The following is an 18,816-nucleotide window of genomic DNA, read 5'->3' as shown; positions in this document are numbered from 1 at the left end:
AGGAATTAATGCATACTGATGGCAACTTCAGGATCGGTATAATGCAGCTCAAAGGCTTCGGCCACCTCTTTACAGGTGACTTTGCCGTAGATCACATTCAGCCCCGCCAGAAAGCCCGGATCGCCCAGTAGCGCCTTTTTATAGCCTTGTCCGGCTAATTTAATGACATAGGGCAGGGTGGCGTTGTTCAGGGCGAAGGCAGACGTTCGGGCGACGGCGCCGGGCATATTTGCCACACAGTAGTGCACCACATCATCGACAATATAAGTCGGCTCGGTATGGGTGGTTGGGTGGGAGGTCTCGAAGCAACCGCCCTGATCAATCGCGACATCGACCAGTGCCGAGCCCGGTTTCATCTGTTTTACATGCTCAGCGGTGATAAGTTTTGGTGCGGCGGCACCCGGGATCAGCACCGCACCAATAATGATGTCGGCTTCCGGCACTAACCGATCGATGATTTCGTTGGTGGAATAGATCACCTTGGCTCTGCCTTGAAACTCAATGTCCAGCGCCCGCAGGGTATCTAAGCTGCGATCAAGAATGGTGACATCCGCCCGCATTCCGACGGCCATCCGGGCCGCATTGGAGCCGACCACGCCGCCGCCGAGAATGGTGACTTTAGCCGGTTCGACGCCGGGGACGCCGCTCAGCAGCAGCCCGCGACCGCCACTCGAGTTCTCCAGTGCCTGGGCACCGGCCTGGATCGACATGCGGCCGGCGACCTCGGACATCGGCGCCAACAGGGGTAATCTGCCGCGGGCATCGGTGACGGTTTCATAGGCAATACAGACGGCTTTGCTGTCAATCAGGTCTTTAGTTTGTGGTAAATCTGGGGCAAGATGCAGATAGGTGAATAAAATCTGGCCCTCACGAAGCATAGCTCGTTCTTCTGCCTGGGGCTCTTTTACTTTAACAATCATCTCTGATCTGGTAAAAACTTCTTTAGCAGTCGAAATAATTGTAGCGCCAGCAGTTTGATAATCTGAATCTGATAGCCCGATCCCGACACCGGCTTGGGTTTCGACCAGGACCTGATGGCCTAATGAAACGAGCTCGCGAACACTGCTGGTGACCAGTCCGACGCGGTATTCGTGGTTTTTGATTTCTTTGGGAACACCAATGATCATCCTGCATCTCCTTGGCTTGATAGAATGAATAGCTATTGACAAGGTTATAATTGCGGATCTATTGGCAGTATAGTTTGACTATCAGAGTATTGGATTCTAAATATTAGAAAGTTGTAGTATATTTTTTTGCAAGGAAGTAAGAAGGTGGAATAAAAAATGGTAGATACCAAGAAGAAACCATCCAAGGAATTGGATAGAATTGACCGTAACATATTGAATGAACTGCAAAAAGACGGTCGCATTTCAAATGTTGAGCTGTCTAAGCGAGTAGGTCTGTCGCCGACGCCATGTCTCGAGCGTGTACGTCGTCTGGAGCGTCAGGGCTACATCAGCGGCTATACGGCACTCTTAAATCCGCAATTCCTTGATGCATCACTGCTGGTGTTTGTTGAAATTACCCTCAACCGTGGTGCCCCGGATGTGTTCGAGCAATTTAATAAGTCGGTTCAGGAGCTGGAAGATATTCAGGAATGCCACCTGGTTTCCGGTGACTTCGACTACTTGCTCAAAACACGGGTATCGGATATGTCGGCGTACCGTAAGCTGCTGGGTGAAACTCTGCTGCGCCTGCCAGGGGTCAACGACACCCGTACCTATGTGGTGATGGAAGAAGTCAAGCAAACCAATAACCTGGTGATCAAAACACGTTAATCACGGCAGTTGTCGTTGTACGTGGATTGCATTGTCAAGCGGCTCTGGCCGCTTGACTTGTTTCCCCCGGCCTCCCGAGCACCGTCTGCTCAAAATTCAGTCGCTTATCATGTCAAATTAACATGGCGATGAATATTTCTCGGAACAACCCCGCTACAATAGGACCTCGCCCGTGGCGACAGAGTCGCCTGATAGTGCTTTGCTCCCAGTTTTGCCTGATGTGTCAAAAAAGGGCGGCAAGTAGTATAAGATAGGGCAAGAATTTCAACCGATTCAACCCGGCAGGGCTTCTGCGGTTCACCGTGGAGGACTGTTGGTCTTGCAAAGAAGAATAAGCGTAACACCGGAGTGTTTTTTGAGGAAAGTAAAAGGCAAGCAGCCTAGAGTCCGCCTGTCTGGCGGCCAGCGTCTGTTGGAAAGCTTCCTGATTATCGGCATTCTCGCCGCGATATTTATCATGGTAGCCCTGGTCAGTTTCGACCCGGCGGATCCGTCATGGTCGCAAACGGCCTGGCAAGGGCCGGTGCAGAATAAGGCCGGGGCCTTGGGCGCTCTGGCCGCAGATACCTTTCTGTTCACCCTGGGCTCGCTGGCGTATGTGTTGCCACTTGCCATGATCCTCGGGGCCTGGGTGTTGTTTCGTCGCCGCAGCGAGCGGGACTCAATCGACTGGATGATCTATGGCACCCGGTTGCTGGGATTGTTGTTGTTGTTTCTGACCAGCTGCGGGTTGGCTGATCTGAACTTCGACGATATCTGGTATTTCTCCTCCGGCGGGGTGATCGGGGATGTGGTTGCCAATATGACCCTCCCGCTGTTCAACCTGCTGGGCGCGACGCTAGTGCTGATGTTTTTCTGGGCTGTCGGGTTTACGTTGTTTACCGGGATTTCCTGGCTGACAATTGTCGATACTTTGGGGGAAAGCACGCTGGGCTCGCTGGCCTGGTTGCTGAACAAAATTCGCTCCGACCGCTCGGAAAACCTGACTCCGTTTGCCGCTGATATTCCGGAAGAGCAGCAAACCGCTTATGCCCAGCAACTGAATCCATCTCCGGCAGAAGAGACACCGGATGCGGATGATGTTTTGCTGGCATCCAGCAGCACCCCGAAAGTCATGCCGAGCGCGGCACCGCGCCCATCAGCGCCTGCCGAGCAGGATACAAACTGGCAATCGCAAGAGAGTGAACTCAGAATCGTGATGCCGGAGCGGGCGAAAGCCAGCCCGGCCGCCACAGCTTCCGCAACAGGTGCGGTAACTGTGACGGCATCCGTGCCAGCAGTAGAAGCTGTGTCTGATGCCGCGAGTGCCGCAGCATCGCAAACGGCTGCGGTTGACATGGCCCCGGCTCGTCCGGCCCGGGGCATGACCATTGCCGAGCTTGAGCGCGAGCTGGATCGGGATGAGAATTTCTCGGTTCATCAGCAAGATGAGTCCGCCTATCTGGCGACGCTGGATGAGACCGCAGCAGATGGGATGACCGAGTTCAGCTCAAGCCCGGCAGCAGCGACAGCTCGTGAGCCACAAGTTGCGACGGATGCCGTTGTTGCTTCGAATGCGCAAACTCAAGTTGGCGCAACACCAGACGACGCCTTGCCGAAACAAGCTGAACGGTTGTCACCTGTTGAGCCAACGCTGGGAGACTGGTCGCAACTGGAGGCAGAGCGCAGTGAGTCTGAGACAGCCTCTGTGGCAGTTGTTGCTGAAACACAACAACCGGCTGCTTCAGAAATGTCTTCTCCGGCTCAGGAAACCGAGCTGGCCGTTACTGCTGAGTCGGCGATGAACCTGACCCAACCAACCGATTCACAGCCGGTTCAGCGAGAGCCGGTAAACTCAGCGCTGAATCCTGACTTTCACCACGCGCAGGACGAAAATCAGATGCCCGAGCAAGTCCCGGTGCCCGCTTTAAGCTCGGAGCCAAGTCCGGCAGCAAGTATTGAAGACAAGTCGCCGGAAATTACCGGCGATGGCAGCGAAATTGAAATTGGTGTTCACGACGGGATGTCTGAATTGGAGCGGGCCGAGCGGGGCAACTCGGATGCGGATGACAGCAACCTCAGTGATGAGGAAGCGTTTTTGCAGCAAATCCGTGACGCCCAGAAAGCACAGGCCCATGCCGCGGGACTGGATAACCCGTTCCTGGCGAAAAAAGATGCGGATTTGCCTGTACCGACCACGCCGATGCCGACCCTGGATCTGCTGGCCCCGGCCAGACAAACGGTAGAGCCGGCCAGCGAGGAAGAGCTCAAGCAGACGGCGATGCTGGTGGAGTCCAAACTGGCGGATTATAAGATCAAAGCCAAGGTGGTCGGGGTGTATCCGGGCCCGGTTATCACCCGGTTTGAGCTTGACCTGGCGCCGGGCGTCAAAGTCAGCCGGATTTCCGGTTTGGCCAAAGATCTGGCTCGGGCGTTATCCGCTTCAGCTGTGCGGGTGGTGGAAGTGATCCCGGGCAAGCCATATATCGGCCTGGAACTGCCGAATGTGAACCGCGAGACGGTTTACATGTCAGAAGTGGTAGGCAGCGAGCGATTCCAGAATATGAAAGCCGCACTACCGATTGTGCTGGGCTACGATATTGCTGGGGAAGCGGTTGTTGCCGACCTGAGCAAGATGCCGCACTTGCTGGTGGCCGGTACGACCGGCTCGGGTAAGTCGGTCGGTGTTAACGTCATGATTGTCAGCTTGCTGTATAAGTGTAAGCCGGAAGATTGTCGCTTCATCATGATTGACCCGAAAATGCTCGAGTTGTCGATCTACGAAGGGATCCCGCATCTGCTGACGGAAGTGGTCACCGACATGAAAGATGCAGGCAACGCGCTGCGCTGGTGTGTTGGCGAGATGGAGCGGCGCTACAAGCTGATGGCCGCCTGCGGGGTACGGAATCTGGCCGGCTTTAACGCCAAGCTGGAAGAAGCCGCGGCAGCCGGTCACCCGATCCATGATCCATTGTGGAAGCCGGGTGACAGCATGGATGAATATCCGCCGCTGCTGGAGAAAATGCCGAGCATTGTGGTGATCGTCGATGAGTTTGCCGATCTGATGATGGTGGTGGGCAAGAAAGTTGAAGAGCTGATTGCCCGTCTGGCGCAGAAAGCGCGGGCGGCCGGGATCCACCTGGTGCTGGCGACCCAGCGGCCGTCGGTGGATGTGATCACCGGTTTGATCAAGGCCAATATTCCGAGCCGGATGGCCTTTACCGTGTCGACCAAAACCGACTCGCGCACCATTCTTGACCAGGGCGGCGCGGAGTCGCTGCTGGGGATGGGGGACATGTTGTATCTGCCGGCCGGACAGAACCATCCGGTTCGGGTCCATGGTGCTTTTGCCTCAGATGACGATGTCCACAATGTGGTGAATGACTGGAAAGCCCGGGGAAAACCGCAATATATTGAAGGGATCCTGGAAGCGGATCAGGGCTCGGATGGCCTGTTGCCGGGTGAAACGCCGGTTGGCGGCGACGATGACTTGGATCAGCTATTTGATCAGGTTGCTGCGTTTGTCGCGGAGTCACGCCGTGGCTCGGTCTCCGGGGTTCAGCGTCGGTTTAAGATTGGCTATAACCGTGCGGCGCGGATTGTTGAACAGCTTGAGGCGCATGGGATTGTCAGTCCGCCGGGCCACAACGGTAACCGCGAGGTCCTGGCCCCGCCGCCACCGCCGCAGGACTGATTGGCTAAAACATGTTTTGACTGCGGGCCGTTACCGTACGGAGCGCAGGGAGAATCCGGGAGGCAGCGATGCATCCCCGAGCACACTTAGGTAAGAAAGAATGATTAAAAAAATTGTGATGCGTATGCTGATTGCAGCGCCTGTGTTTCTTGCTTCGGCGGCCTGGGCCAATCCGCAGCAGGAGTTGAGTACGCGTTTGGGGAAAGTGAACGCGTTCAGTGCCGATTTTCAGCAGAAAGTCGTGAGCCCGGAGGGGGATCTGCTGGTGGAGGGTGAAGGCGATGTAGCGATTCAGCGCCCGAACCTGTTTCGCTGGAATACCGTGGTTCCGGATGAGAACCTCCTGATTTCTGACGGCAAAACACTGTGGTACTACAGCCCGTTTATTGAGCAGGTCACTGCAATGTGGCTCAAAGATGCCACCGAGCAGACGCCGTTTGTCTTGCTGACCCGCAACAGCGCGGCAGACTGGGCCAAGTATCATGTGGTCCAGACCGCTGATACCTTTACCCTGACTCCGAAAGATCCGACGTCATCAATGGGTAAATTTGTCGTGACTGTGGCGAAGAACGGTCAGGTGAGAAGTTTCTCGGTGGTAGAGCAAGACGGTCAGCGTAGTAACTTCACTTTCAGCCGCTTCAGTCGCCGTCAGCCTGCGCGGGATCTGTTTACTTTTACCCCGCCGGCGGGGGTGGAGCTGGATGATCAGCGAAACTGACCGCGACACTGAGATGATTTGCATTGTTTGATTATTTAGGTGGCACTTCGGTGCCGCCTATTTTTGTTAATACCAGCCTGATCAGTATTGAGATTGGTATAAGGAGTGGCGATTTTGAACAACTTCAGCCTCGATTTTTCCTCAGATTTTCGCCCGCTGGCGGCCCGGATGCGGCCCCGAACGGTCGAAGAGTACATCGGCCAGCGCCATATCCTCGGGGAAGGCAAGCCGCTCAGACGGGCGCTGGAAGCCGGCCATCTGCACTCGATGATCCTCTGGGGACCGCCGGGCACCGGCAAGACCACGCTGGCGGAAGTGGCCGCTCACTATGCCAACGCGGAAGTTGAGCGAGTGTCGGCGGTGACCTCCGGGGTGAAGGATATTCGCGCGGCGATCGAGAAAGCCCGCGAAAACAAAATGGCTGGTCGGCGGACGATCCTGTTTGTCGATGAGGTCCATCGCTTCAACAAGAGCCAGCAGGATGCCTTTCTGCCGCATATCGAAGATGGCACAGTCACTTTCATCGGCGCAACGACCGAAAACCCATCCTTTGAGCTGAATAACGCTTTGCTGTCCCGGGCCCGGGTCTATAAATTAAAATCGCTTGAGCAGGATGAAGTGCTGGCTGTGATCGAGCAGGCGCTGGCGGATCCCGAGCGGGGCGTCAGCGGGGCTGACAAGCTGGTGTTTGTCGATGATGTCAAAGCGCAGCTGGCCACACTGGTCAACGGTGATGCCCGCATGTCCCTCAACTATCTTGAGCAGCTGATCGATATGGCGGATGAAGACAGCAGCGGGATGAAGCAGATTAACCTGGCGTTGCTGGCGGAAGTTTCCGGAGAGAAGATCGCCCGGTTCGATAACAAAGGCGATCTCTGGTATGACATGATCTCGGCAGTTCACAAGTCGATCCGCGGCTCAAGTCCTGACGGCGCGCTGTACTGGTTTGCCCGGATGTTGCAGGCCGGTTGCGATCCGCTCTATGTGGCGCGCCGCCTGCTGGCGATTGCTTCGGAAGATGTCGGCAATGCCGATCCCCGGGCGATGCAGGTCGCGATTTCGGCCTGGGATTGTTTTACCCGGGTCGGCGCTTATGAAGGGGAACGGGCCATCGCCCAGGCGATTGTCTATCTTGCCAGTGCGCCGAAAAGCAACGCCGTGTATACCGCATTTAAGCAGGCCAAGGCGGATGCGATGAATCATCCCGATTATGAAGTGCCGGTTCATTTGCGCAATGCGCCGACCAAGCTGATGAAAGAGATGGGCTATGGTGAGGAATATCGTTATGCGCACGATGAGCCGGGCGCGTATGCGGCCGGGGAATGTTACTTCCCACAGGAGATGGCCGGAACCCGCTATTATCACCCGACAAATCGGGGACTGGAGACCAAAATTGCTGAAAAGCTAGATTATCTTGCTTCTTTAGATGCAAAAAGCGCTTTAAAGCGCTATCAATAATAAGGCTTTTTGGGTATTGTTGAAGATCTGCGTTAGTTTCTTTAACGCATTCTGAATTAATATTATTTAGCCATCAGGTTGGCTGAATAAAGTGCACTTTAGAACATTATGAGCACAGGATTAGCATGCTAGATTCTAAATTACTTCGAACAGAGCTGGACGCAACAGCCGAAAAATTAGCGCGCCGTGGTTTTACCCTCGATGTTGAAAAACTACGTTCCTTAGAAGAACAACGTAAGTCCCTTCAGGTGAAAACCGAAGAGCTTCAGGCACAGCGTAACTCCCGATCGAAGTCCATTGGTCAGGCCAAAGCGAAAGGCGATCATGAAGCTGCTGAGAAAATCCTTGCTGAAGTTGCCACCCTGGGCAACGACCTGGATGATGCCAAGAAAGCACTGGCTGAGCTGCAGGACGAAATCAAAGCGATCGCACTGTCTGTGCCGAACGTGCCGGATGAATCGGCGCCAACCGGTAAAGATGAAGAGGAAAACGTTGAGATTTCCCGTTGGGGTGAGCCGAAGTCTTATGACTTCGAGGTGAAAGATCACGTTGATTTGGGCGAAATGGGTGACGGCCTGGATTTTGCCAGCGCGGTGAAACTGTCCGGTTCACGCTTTATCGTGATGAAAGGCCAGTTTGCGCGTCTGCACCGTGCGATTGCCCAGTTCATGCTGGATCTGCACACCGAAGAGCACGGCTATACCGAAATGTACGTACCGTACTTGGTCAATCAGGACAGCCTGTACGGGACCGGCCAGCTGCCGAAATTCGGTGAAGATCTGTTCCACACCAAGCCGGCGACGGAAGAAGGCGTGGGCATGTCGCTGATCCCGACCGCTGAAGTGCCACTGACCAACCTGGTGCGTGATGAGATTGTTGAAGAAGCGGATCTGCCGATCAAGATGACGGCACATACTCCATGCTTCCGCTCTGAAGCGGGCTCTTACGGACGGGATACCCGTGGCCTGATCCGGATGCACCAGTTCGATAAAGTTGAGCTGGTTCAGATCACCCGCCCGGAAGATTCGATGGCGGCTCTGGAAGAGTTGACCGGGCATGCTGAGAAAGTACTTCAGTTGCTGGAACTGCCATACCGTAAGGTGATCCTGTGCACCGGTGATATGGGCTTCGGTGCTGCGAAAACCTACGATCTGGAAGTTTGGGTTCCGGCCCAAGAGACATACCGTGAGATCTCTTCTTGCTCGAACGTCGGTGACTTCCAGGCCCGTCGCATGCAGGCCCGCTTCCGCCGCAAAGGCGAGAAGAAACCTGAGCTGGTACATACCCTGAACGGTTCTGGTCTGGCGGTTGGCCGCACTATGGTGGCAATTTTGGAAAACTACCAGCAGGCGGATGGTCGTATCGAGATCCCGCAAGTGCTGCGTAAGTACATGAATGGTGTAACGCATATCGGCTAATCCCCAATCGTTGCAACCGATTTAAAAACCCGGCTTCTGCCGGGTTTTTTCGTTTGGGGGGTATCAGCATGAAGCGGATCAGGAAACGGGTTTATCACCGCTGTAATGCTGGCCGGTCAGTGCGGTATGCGGCAGCTGAATGACATTGATTGCATCGGTTGGTAGTTGTGGCAGCCGGATGGAGATGGCATCCCCGATATCGGCCAGCACCAGGTCGAACAGGTTAAATAAGGTATCCGAGAATTGCAGCGACAGCTGATACAGTTCGGCTTTGACGGCCTGTGGTGGCTGGTTCTGGAGGTTGATTTGGTCAAACTTCTCAAACAGGGTATCCAGCACCACCGCCGGGACCGCCTGGCTGCTCATCATTGCCATCTGCCCCAGCCGGCGGTGCAGGATCTGGATATGGAGCCGCATTTCACGCTGAACCTTACTTGAACCGGGTTCAAAACTGTGGATAGCATGGCGAAAACGGCTCAGGCTGTCGATCGCATTGAGGGTGATCGACCAGGCGGACTGGTATTGCTGAAACAGCTGATCCTGATCGGCAGCCAGCAACCCCTGAGTGATGCTATCGTCAATCAGATATAACACATGGCGAATGGTTTTACCGTGGGTGCTCTGGTTTCGCTTCAGTGAGTAGCCCGACCAGCTGTCGAGCAGAATACCGGTCCGTTTGCGTAAAATCCGGTACATCGGCTTTTGTGTTTGCTCTGCCTGGTTGTTGAGGGCTTTGAGCAGGCTCTGGATTGCCAACGCTTCATTGAGCAGTTTATCTGAGCTTTGGTTGCTCCCCTCACTTAATATCTGGTGCGTTTTACGGCGGTGAAACCGCAGCAGGTGGATCAGCTGGCGCAGGCCAATGACCTGGTTAAAACGGCTTGCCAACAGGGCCTGAGTTTGCCGGGAACGGTAGCTGTAATAACCCAGCCCGATGATCAGTATGGTAAATAGCGTCGTGATGAGCATGGTTTGTCCTCCGGCGGAGCCATTTCTTTTCTTATTAGGAAGAAAGTGCAATTTCCGGACCCGGAAAGACGCTATGGTGGGTGAATTTTAATCCTTATAAATCAAAGTGTTGAGTTCTATTTTCTACCACTTTCGAGGAGTGCGGTTCTTTTTGGTGCACCAGTGCATGAAAACGGGGCACAAAAAAGGCTCCGTTCGGAGCCTTTGTATTTTGTTTCATGGGGTTAGTCGATATGGCTGGTTTTCGCCTGTGGGTGCAGGTGAACTTGCTCTTCTTTGGCGCCGGCCTGTGGATCGTTGAAGCGCTCCACATCCAGGGCGTTTTCAGATTTCGCCACAATACAGGTGACACAGCTGTCGCCGGTAATATTGACCGCGGTCCGGATCATATCCAGCAGGCGGTCGACACCCATGATAATGGCAATCCCTTCCACCGGCAGGCCCACCTGGTTGAGCACCATCGCCAGCATGATCAGGCCGACTCCCGGTACACCGGCGGTCCCGATGGAGGCTAGGGTCGCGGTCAGGATCACGGCCATATAGTCACTCATGGTCAGGTCGATATTAAACGCCTGGGCAATAAAGGCGGTTGCGACGCCCTGCATGATGGCCGTGCCGTCCATGTTGATGGTTGCCCCCAGCGGCACAGTAAAGGACGCAATGCGGTTGCTGACCCCCAGACGCTTGGTCGCCGTTTCCATAGTGACCGGAATGGTGGCGTTGGAAGAGGCCGTTGAAAACGCGAACATCACAGCATCTTCCATTTTTTTGAGGAAGACTTTCGGGCTCAGACCGGAGAAAGCTTTCAGCATCAGGCTGTAGACGACCAGGCCGTGGATCAGCAGGGTTGCTGACAAAACCAGGAAGTAGCCGAGCAGGTTGTAGATAGCATCCAGGCCGATATTGGTGAACAGCTTGGCCATCAGGAAGAAGACTCCGAACGGTGCAATGTTCATCAGCAAGGCGACCAGCTTCATGATCACTTCGTTGAGATCGACGAAGATCGCGGCAATGCGCTCGCCAGCTTTACCCGCGGCACTGATGGCGATCCCGAACAGGATGGCAAACACGATGATTTGCAGCGTATTGCCCTGCGCCATCGAGTTGATCGGGTTGGTCGGGAACATGCCGACGATCACATCACCCAATGACGGCGCTTCTTTGGCACTGAAGCTGGTCGCGGCAGATAGATCGGCACCGGTACCCGGCTGGAACAGGTTACCCATGGTCAGCGCGAGGGTGATCGCGATAGCCGTGGTGGTGAGATAAAATAAAATGGTTTTTCCGCCCAGGCGGCCTAAAGTACTGAGGTCACTTAGGCTGCTGGTCCCGCAGACCAGGGAGACGAAAACCAGTGGCACAACCAGCATTTTCAAACTGGCAATAAAGATATCACCACCGACGTCGAACAGGCCGTTCACGAGATACTCATGAACCAAAGATGTCTCTGCAAAAAGGGAGCGAATGATGAATCCTGTCAAGATCCCGAGCACCATCCCGAGGATCACCCGGCCGGTCAGGGACATTTTTTTCTTTTGTGTTAGCATGAAATGAACACTCCTTATAATTATTCACTCTGTAAACCATGGATCAGAGTGCGGAGCAGATTATCAATAGTGACACTGTTAAGGCGAAGTAAAATGCGGCACAAAATGCAAAGGTATGTTTTCGATCACACTTTTAAAGCTGAGATTGTTCGCTAACAACCAAATAAATAACAATACTTTAACCTGCTGACTGTATTTTGACCGCTTTATATGTTGTATATTCGGGATTGTCGAGTGAGCGCTCGTAATGATTGCTTTTGTTTCGTTAGTGAAACTTTCGTTAATGTGCTGGCCGGCTCTCACGACGGTATTTTGAGGGGCTGCGGAGAGTACAGGGGGCTCAGGTTACCCATAAAGTGCATAAATAGTGCATACCCGGCAGGGTAAGGAACAGTCAAAATGTTGAGGCGGTCAGAGGTTTGGGAAAATGGACAATAAAAAAGGAGCCGAAGCTCCTTTTTTGATAACCGAATGGGTGATTACATCACACGCATACCTGGCTGGGCACCTTCGTGCGGCTCGAGGATCCAGAGATCCTTGCCACCCGGACCGGCAGCCAGCACCATGCCTTCAGACATACCGAACTTCATTTTACGCGGCTTGAGGTTGGCCACCATCACGGTGTGCTTGCCAATCAGATCCTCCGGGCTGTAAGCCGACTTGATCCCGGCAAATACCTGGCGGGTTTCGCCGCCCAGATCCAGCTGAAGCTTCAGCAACTTGTTGGCTTTCGGCACTGCTTCACAGGCGACGATTTTGGCGATGCGTAGATCAACTTTGGCGAAATCGTCGAATTCGATCTCATCGGCAATCGGCTCTTCTGCCAGTGGGCCGGTCGGTTTCGCGGCTTGCTCGGCAGCAGCTTTTTCCGCCGCAGCATCTTCTTTCGACGTCTCCAGCATGGCTTCAACATGCTTCGGATCGATACGGTTGAATAGCGCCTTGAACTTGGTAATTTCATGACCAGTCAGCGGCTCACTAATGCCGTCCCATTGCAGGGTGTCGTTCAGGAAACCTTCGGTACGCTCGGCCAGCAGTGGCATCACCGGCTTGAGGTAGGTCATCAGCACGCGGAACAGGTTGATGCCCACAGAGCAGACTTCCTGTAGCTCCTGATCTTTGCCCTCTTGCTTGGCGATGACCCAAGGGGCTTTCTCATCGACATACTGGTTGGCTTTATCGGCCAGGGCCGTAATTTCGCGGATGGCGCGACCGAACTCGCGGCTTTCGTACAGATTGGCAATGCGATCGGCTGCGGCAACAAACTCGCTGTACAGCGCAGGCTCAGCAAAGGTGTCGGCCAGCTTGCCGTCGAAACGCTTGGTGATGAAACCGGCATTACGGGATGCCAGGTTGACGATTTTGTTGACCACATCGCTGTTGACACGCTGGGTAAAATCTTCCAGGTTCAGGTCCAGATCATCAATGCGGCTGTTCAGCTTGGCGGCGTAGTAGTAGCGCAGGCACTCCGGATCCAGATGTTTGAGGTAAGTCGCGGCCTTGATAAAGGTGCCTTTCGACTTCGACATTTTCGCGCCGTTGACGGTTACGTAACCGTGGACGAAGACGTTGTTTGGTTTGCGCAGGCCGGCACCATCCAGCATCGCCGGCCAGAACAGGCTATGGAAGTAGACAATGTCCTTGCCGATGAAGTGGTACAGCTCGGTCGAGCTGTCTTTGTTCCAGAACTCGTCGAAGTTCAGGTCATCGCGCTTGTCACACAGGTTCTTGAACGAGCCCATGTAGCCGATTGGTGCATCCAGCCAGACGTAGAAGTATTTGCCTGTTTCGCCCGGGATCTCAAAGCCGAAGTAAGGTGCATCACGGGAGATATCCCACTGTTGCAGGCCGGAATCGAACCACTCCTGCATCTTGTTCGCGGTTTCATCCTGCAGCGCACCAGATTTGGTCCACTCTTGCAGCATGTTTTCGAACTGTGGCAGGTCGAAAAAGAAATGCTCTGAGTCTTTCATCACCGGAGTTGCACCGGAGACGGCAGACTTCGGCTCAATCAGATCGGTCGGGCTGTAGGTCTCACCACAGCTGTCACAGTTGTCGCCGTACTGATCTTCGGCTTTACATTTCGGACAGGTGCCCTTGACGAAGCGATCCGGCAGGAACATCTCTTTTTCCGGATCGAACAGCTGAGAGATAGTGCGGCTGGTGATGTAGCCTTTCTCTTTCAGCTGGGTGTAAACAAAAGAAGCCAGCTCGCGGTTCTCTTCGGAGTGCGTGCTGTGGTAGTTGTCGAAACTGATATCGAAGCCGGCAAAGTCTGTCTGGTGCTCTTTACTGACTTCGGCAATCATCTGCTCAGGCTCCATACCCATCTGCTGGGCCTTAAGCATGATTGGCGTTCCATGTGCGTCATCCGCACAAATGAAATGGACTTCGTTGCCGCGAAGGCGCTGGTAGCGTACCCAGATATCCGCCTGGATATGCTCAAGCATGTGGCCCAGGTGAATAGAACCGTTTGCATACGGCAGGGCGCAGGTCACCAGAATTTTTCTTGGATTTGCAGCCATAGTTTCTTATTTCGCTCATGATGGGTAAAAAGATATCAAGCCTCAAATACTACCTGATGGTTCCTCTAATGCCTAGCGTCGCAAGGAGAATATCGCGGCAATTAGCAGCGCGCGATATCGAGAAATGGTAGGATCAAAAAGAAGTCGATTAATGGAGCGCTGGTAACTATGGGTAATGAGCCGAAAACCCGTTTTGAGAGTGTGGCGGATATCTGCCGCTGGCTGAATCAGTTTGAACATCCCTGGCTGCATCATGAGTGGGCCGATGTCGCGAACGTGGTCTCGGTGACGCCGGAAGGTGCGGTGGTGATCACCTTGCCGTTTGCGGCCTCCTCGGTGGCCGAATTGCTGGAGCAGTGGATCCAGACTCAGCAGCAGGTGAATCATGTCGCTCAGCAGCAATCATTTTCTGTGAATATTCGGGTTGCGCCGCTGGCGACCGGCGAGAAGCAGGCGCTGAAAGGGGTGAAGAATATTATTGTGGTCAGCTCGGCTAAAGGTGGGGTGGGGAAATCCACCACGGCGGTCAACCTGGCGCTTGGGTTGCAGCAGCAGGGCGCGAAAGTCGGGTTGCTGGATGCCGATATTTACGGCCCGTCGGTGCCGATGATGCTGGGCACGGTAGATGAGAAGCCTCAGTCACCGGACGGCAAGATGATGCTGCCGGTTGAGTCGTGCGGTCTGTATACCAACTCGGTGGGGTATCTGGTTCCGGCGGAAAACGCGATGATCTGGCGTGGTCCGATGGCATCCAAAGCCTTGTCGCAGATTATCAACGAAACCTGGTGGCCGGATCTGGACTACCTGGTGGTGGATATGCCGCCGGGCACCGGGGATATTCAGCTGACCCTGGCGCAGCAAATTCCGGTCACGGGAGCGGTGGTGATCACCACGCCACAGGACTTGGCGCTGGCGGATGCCATTAAAGGCGTCAGCATGTTTAATAAAGTGCATGTGCCGGTGATCGGGGTGGTCGAGAACATGAGCTATCATATTTGTAGCCAGTGTGGCCACCAGGAAGCGATTTTCGGCACCGGCGGTGCAGCGCGGATGGCGCAGGAATACGCAGTGCCATTGCTGGCCCAGTTGCCGCTACACCTTCAAATTCGTGAAGATATTGACCGTGGTCAGCCGACGGTAGCGGCGTCGCCGGATTCTGAGCATGCTGCAGCCTACATTGAACTCGCCGGACAAGTCGCCAGCCGGTTGTACTGGCAGGGCGAGCCGGTCGCCGAGCAGATCACGATTCGTACGATGTAAACCTTTGCATGTGAACGATGTAACGGGTTTGCCCTAAAATGAGCCGGAGATCTCATTTTTTCTGGCATCTGACGGGGCGAGCCCCTATAATCAGGCGGTTTAATTAAACCTGTTTGCACTGTTTTCTGCCGATGTAGAAAATGCAAACTGTTGTTTTAAAAATTTTTTCACCTCGCTACGTTGTTTTACAGGTGCTTTCTGATATGTCTGAACACTCACACCAATGCGTCATTATCGGTATCGCAGGCGCGTCTGCGTCCGGTAAAAGTTTGATCGCCAGCACAGTTTATAAAGAGCTAAAAGAAAAAGTCGGCGATCATCAGATCGGTGTTATCACGGAAGATTGTTACTATAACGATCAAAGTCACCTGACCATGGAAGAGCGGGTCAAAACGAATTACGATCACCCGAATGCACTGGACCACGATCTGCTGTGTGATCACCTGGAGCAGCTGATTGCGGGTAATGCGGTTGAAGTGCCACGCTACAGCTATAGCGAACACACACGGATGGCAGAAACCACCACTTTGACACCGAAAAAGGTGATCATTCTGGAAGGGATCCTGCTGCTGACTGATCCGCGTCTGCGCGAGATCATGCACGCCAGCGTGTTCATGGACACGCCGCTGGATATCTGCCTGCTGCGTCGTCTGCAACGCGACGTTGCGGAACGTGACCGTACTATGGAGTCGGTTCTGGCTCAATATCAGAAGACGGTTCGTCCAATGTTCATGCAGTTTATTGAGCCATCCAAGCAATATGCCGACATCATTGTACCGCGCGGGGGTAAAAACCGTATTGCGATCGATGTTCTGAAGGCACACATTGCGAAGTTGCTTCGTGCGTAAGCTGCCATTCAGGCAAACGACTTCGCATTCGCTGAAAAGATTGAACGGGCAGCCCAAATGGCTGCCCGTTTTATTTAGGGGCATCAACACGCCCTGTTATGATTTTAAAAAATATTCGCTACCATATAGAGATAGTCCATATCGGGCTGGCTCATGGTTGTGGGTGAATTGCGCGTCAGTGGGGATAACACGAGGACAGAATGAAAAAGCTTTTGTATGTCGTTTTAGCGATCATAATCGTGGTTGTGGTGGGGATCGGGGCCCTGTTGGCCCTGGTCGATCCGAATCAGTTTAAACCTTTAATTACCGAACAAGTGAAAAAAGCCACCGGGCGGGAGCTGGTGATCAGTGGCGATCTCAGCTGGCGTTTCTTCCCGAGTATTGGCCTGGCGCTGGGTAAAACCGAGTTTCGCAACCCGGCTGGCTTTGCCGAGCCGAACCTGGTACAGATCGGCAGTGCTGAGCTGTCGGTGTCGGTATTGCCGCTGCTCTCCCGTCACCTGGAGATTGGCAACATCAGCCTGCAGGACAGCCGGGTCTTTATCCAGACTCGCCTGGACGGCAGCAGTAACTTAGATGGCCTGGGTCAGGCCGCGCAGGAAGCCGCCGAAACCCCGGCCACGGAGCCGCAGGCGACGGAAGCACCAGCAGACAGCCCGGTTGCTTCTGAAAAAGCCCAGCCCTGGACCATCAGCCTGGAAGGCGTGGAGCTGGTCAATGCCAGTGCGGTGATCCGCGATGATCAGGCCGGGACCGAGACTTCCGTGAGCGCGCTGAATTTTGCCCTCAGCCGTTTTGCGCCGGGCGAGTGGGCCAAAGCGAATTTTGATGTGGCCGGCAAGAACGGTGAGCTGGCGTTCACCGCTCAGGGTGAAACCGAGTTGTTTATTGTACCGAGCCTGGATAATGCCGAGCTGAAAAATGTTCAGTTTGCTGCGACCGCGAAAGATGCCGGGATGAACATTGAATCAGCGTCGCTGACGATGGATCAGTTCAAGACGGGTGATTGGTCAACCCTGACCTTTGCGGCCAAAGGCGCGGTGCCGGATCTGGCGTTTGATGCTGAAGGCCAGACCCGGCTCAAGCTCAGTGAAGCTATGGATATGGTTGCGTTGGAAGCTCTGACGCTCGCTTCGGATCTGAAAGGCGCGACGTTGCCGCGTTCGGAAATGACCGTCAACCTGAATGCGGATCTGCAATATGATGTGCAGCAGGGCCTGGCGACGCTGAGCCGCTTTGAAACCTCGGTCGATGAGCTGGCCCTGAACGGCAACGGTTCATTGAAGAATGCAGAAATCCCGCAAATCCGATTTGCACTAAGCAGTGACAACATCGACCTGGATGCCTTCCTCGGCCTGGACAAAGAAAAAGCCAGCACAGAAGCGCCGGCAGCCGGCACGCCAAACGGCACTGAGACCTCGTCTGAAGCTCCTGCGGGCGACACGGCGAAATCTGAGGCGGCAAAAAACCAGGAGCCGGACTTATCTGCGCTGAAAACCCTGGATGTTGCCGGCACCGTGAGCCTGGGCAAGTTTAAAGCTGCCAATGCCAAGCTGGCCAATGTGCTGATGGATGTCAAAATTGACAAAGGCGTGCTGAAGCTGAACCAGCTGGATGCGGATCTTTATGACGGCCACATCCGCGCCGAAGCAACCATTGATGCCAATGGCAAGCTACCACGCTACCAGGTGACCAAGAACATCACCGATGTTCAGGTTCAGCCGCTGCTGGTGGATGTGGTTGATAATGACGTGCTGGCAGGGAAAGGGGATATCCTGGTTAAACTGGGCGGAACCGGGTTAGCTGAAAATCGCATCCGTCAGAATGTTGCGGGAACCGTGGATATCAGCTTTGCTGATGGGGCCATCAATGGCATTAACATTCCGGCGATGATCCGCAAAGCCAAAGCAACCCTTAAAGGCAAACGCGATGAGTTCACCGATGAAGCCAAGAAAACCGATTTCTCGGCCATGACGGCAACCATTCAGCTGGGTAAAGGCATCGCGTCGACCAACAACCTGGATATCGACTCGCCGTTGCTGCGAGTGGAAGGTGCGGGCGAAACCAGCCTGGTGAAAGAGACCATTGATTTTGGCCTCGATACCTCGCTGGTGGCGACCAGCAAAGGCCAGGGTGGCAAGCAAGTTGATGAAGTAGCAGATATCACGGTGCCGATTGATATCAAAGGCAACTGGACCGAGCCCAAAGTGTCGCTGGATATGAAACGCCTGCTCGCGCGCAACAACGAGCTGGAGCAGAAAGCGAAGAAAGAGCTCGACCGCGGACTGGAGAAAATCCTTGGAGAGAAAGCCAAGGACGAAAAGGTGAAAGAAGCCGCGGATGAGCTTCTGAAAGGCTTGGGTTTGTTTAACTAAATGCTCAACTGAACAGCGCAGGGGCCAACCTGTCAGTTTTCATTTCGATGATTTGAGCTGGCAGGTTGCTCTTTTTGGTTTTGCCTCTTCTTGCTGAAAGCAAAGGGATGTAGTTGACCGCTACAGGATAGTTTTCCATTGGTGAGTGCGAAAAAAGGTCTTGTTATACATGCATGCTTGCTTTTACCAAGCGTACAACTGCTATTGGATACGATGGAATAACTTAAGTATTTGATATTGATTGATT

General features: G+C 54.1%; 12 protein-coding genes. 8 read left to right on the top strand and 4 right to left on the bottom strand.

Annotated features, from left to right (window positions below):
• Positions 1-5: 5 nt before the first annotated feature.
• Positions 6-1,127 carry an alanine dehydrogenase gene (gene ald / locus NNL38_RS10715; protein ID WP_255388029.1) on the bottom strand — a complete coding sequence of 374 codons (1,122 nt, stop codon included), beginning with the start codon at positions 1,125-1,127 and terminating at the stop codon, positions 6-8.
• A gap of 156 nt (positions 1,128-1,283) precedes the next feature.
• Between ald and lrp the strand changes: the two genes are divergently transcribed.
• The 5 genes from lrp to serS all read left to right on the top strand — a co-directional run bounded on the left by lrp (position 1,284) and on the right by serS (position 9,045).
• Positions 1,284-1,778, top strand: a complete 495-nt coding sequence (gene lrp / locus NNL38_RS10710) for a leucine-responsive transcriptional regulator Lrp (RefSeq protein ID WP_007467256.1) — start codon at positions 1,284-1,286, stop codon at positions 1,776-1,778.
• Positions 1,779-2,133: 355 nt separating this feature from the next.
• Complete coding sequence (locus tag NNL38_RS10705) at positions 2,134-5,451, top strand: DNA translocase FtsK 4TM domain-containing protein (RefSeq protein WP_255388028.1); 3,318 nt, start codon at positions 2,134-2,136, stop codon at positions 5,449-5,451.
• Positions 5,452-5,569: 118 nt separating this feature from the next.
• The gene (lolA, locus tag NNL38_RS10700; protein ID WP_500797081.1) at positions 5,570-6,169 is read left to right on the top strand and encodes an outer membrane lipoprotein periplasmic chaperone LolA; all 600 of its coding nucleotides are present in this window, start codon (positions 5,570-5,572) and stop codon (positions 6,167-6,169) included.
• A 114-nt stretch (positions 6,170-6,283) separates the two neighbouring features.
• A complete protein-coding gene (locus tag NNL38_RS10695) occupies positions 6,284-7,627 on the top strand; it encodes a replication-associated recombination protein A (RefSeq protein ID WP_255388026.1) in 1,344 nt (447 codons plus the stop codon).
• 125 nt (positions 7,628-7,752) lie between these two features.
• Positions 7,753-9,045 (top strand): serine--tRNA ligase, encoded by a 1,293-nt coding sequence (gene serS / locus NNL38_RS10690; protein WP_255388025.1) that lies wholly within the window; start codon positions 7,753-7,755, stop codon positions 9,043-9,045.
• A gap of 78 nt (positions 9,046-9,123) precedes the next feature.
• Here the strand turns inward: serS and NNL38_RS10685 are convergent, their stop codons facing one another.
• The 3 genes from NNL38_RS10685 to metG form a co-directional block, all read right to left on the bottom strand.
• Positions 9,124-10,014, bottom strand: coding sequence for a hypothetical protein (locus tag NNL38_RS10685; protein WP_255388024.1), 891 nt, complete (start codon positions 10,012-10,014; stop codon positions 9,124-9,126).
• Between the two features lie 224 nt (positions 10,015-10,238).
• Positions 10,239-11,561 (bottom strand): dicarboxylate/amino acid:cation symporter, encoded by a 1,323-nt coding sequence (locus NNL38_RS10680; protein ID WP_255388023.1) that lies wholly within the window; start codon positions 11,559-11,561, stop codon positions 10,239-10,241.
• A 479-nt stretch (positions 11,562-12,040) separates the two neighbouring features.
• A complete protein-coding gene (metG, locus tag NNL38_RS10675) occupies positions 12,041-14,086 on the bottom strand; it encodes a methionine--tRNA ligase (RefSeq protein WP_255388022.1) in 2,046 nt (681 codons plus the stop codon).
• A 168-nt stretch (positions 14,087-14,254) separates the two neighbouring features.
• Between metG and apbC the strand changes: the two genes are divergently transcribed.
• The 3 genes from apbC to NNL38_RS10660 all read left to right on the top strand — a co-directional run bounded on the left by apbC (position 14,255) and on the right by NNL38_RS10660 (position 18,569).
• A complete protein-coding gene (gene apbC / locus NNL38_RS10670; RefSeq protein WP_255388021.1) occupies positions 14,255-15,346 on the top strand; it encodes an iron-sulfur cluster carrier protein ApbC in 1,092 nt (363 codons plus the stop codon).
• 203 nt (positions 15,347-15,549) lie between these two features.
• Positions 15,550-16,194: a uridine kinase gene (gene udk, locus NNL38_RS10665; protein WP_255388020.1), complete on the top strand. Its 645-nt coding sequence runs from the start codon at positions 15,550-15,552 to the stop codon at positions 16,192-16,194.
• 200 nt (positions 16,195-16,394) lie between these two features.
• Entirely contained in the window at positions 16,395-18,569 is a 2,175-nt protein-coding gene (locus NNL38_RS10660; RefSeq protein WP_255388019.1) for an AsmA family protein, read from the top strand.
• Positions 18,570-18,816: the final 247 nt, after the last annotated feature.

This window comes from Photobacterium atrarenae (assembly GCF_024380015.1).
In the GTDB taxonomy this organism is placed as follows: Bacteria; Pseudomonadota; Gammaproteobacteria; order Enterobacterales; family Vibrionaceae; genus Photobacterium; species Photobacterium atrarenae.
The sequence above is the reverse complement of the archived record's forward strand: the minus strand, read 5'-3'. Positions and strand labels throughout refer to the sequence as shown.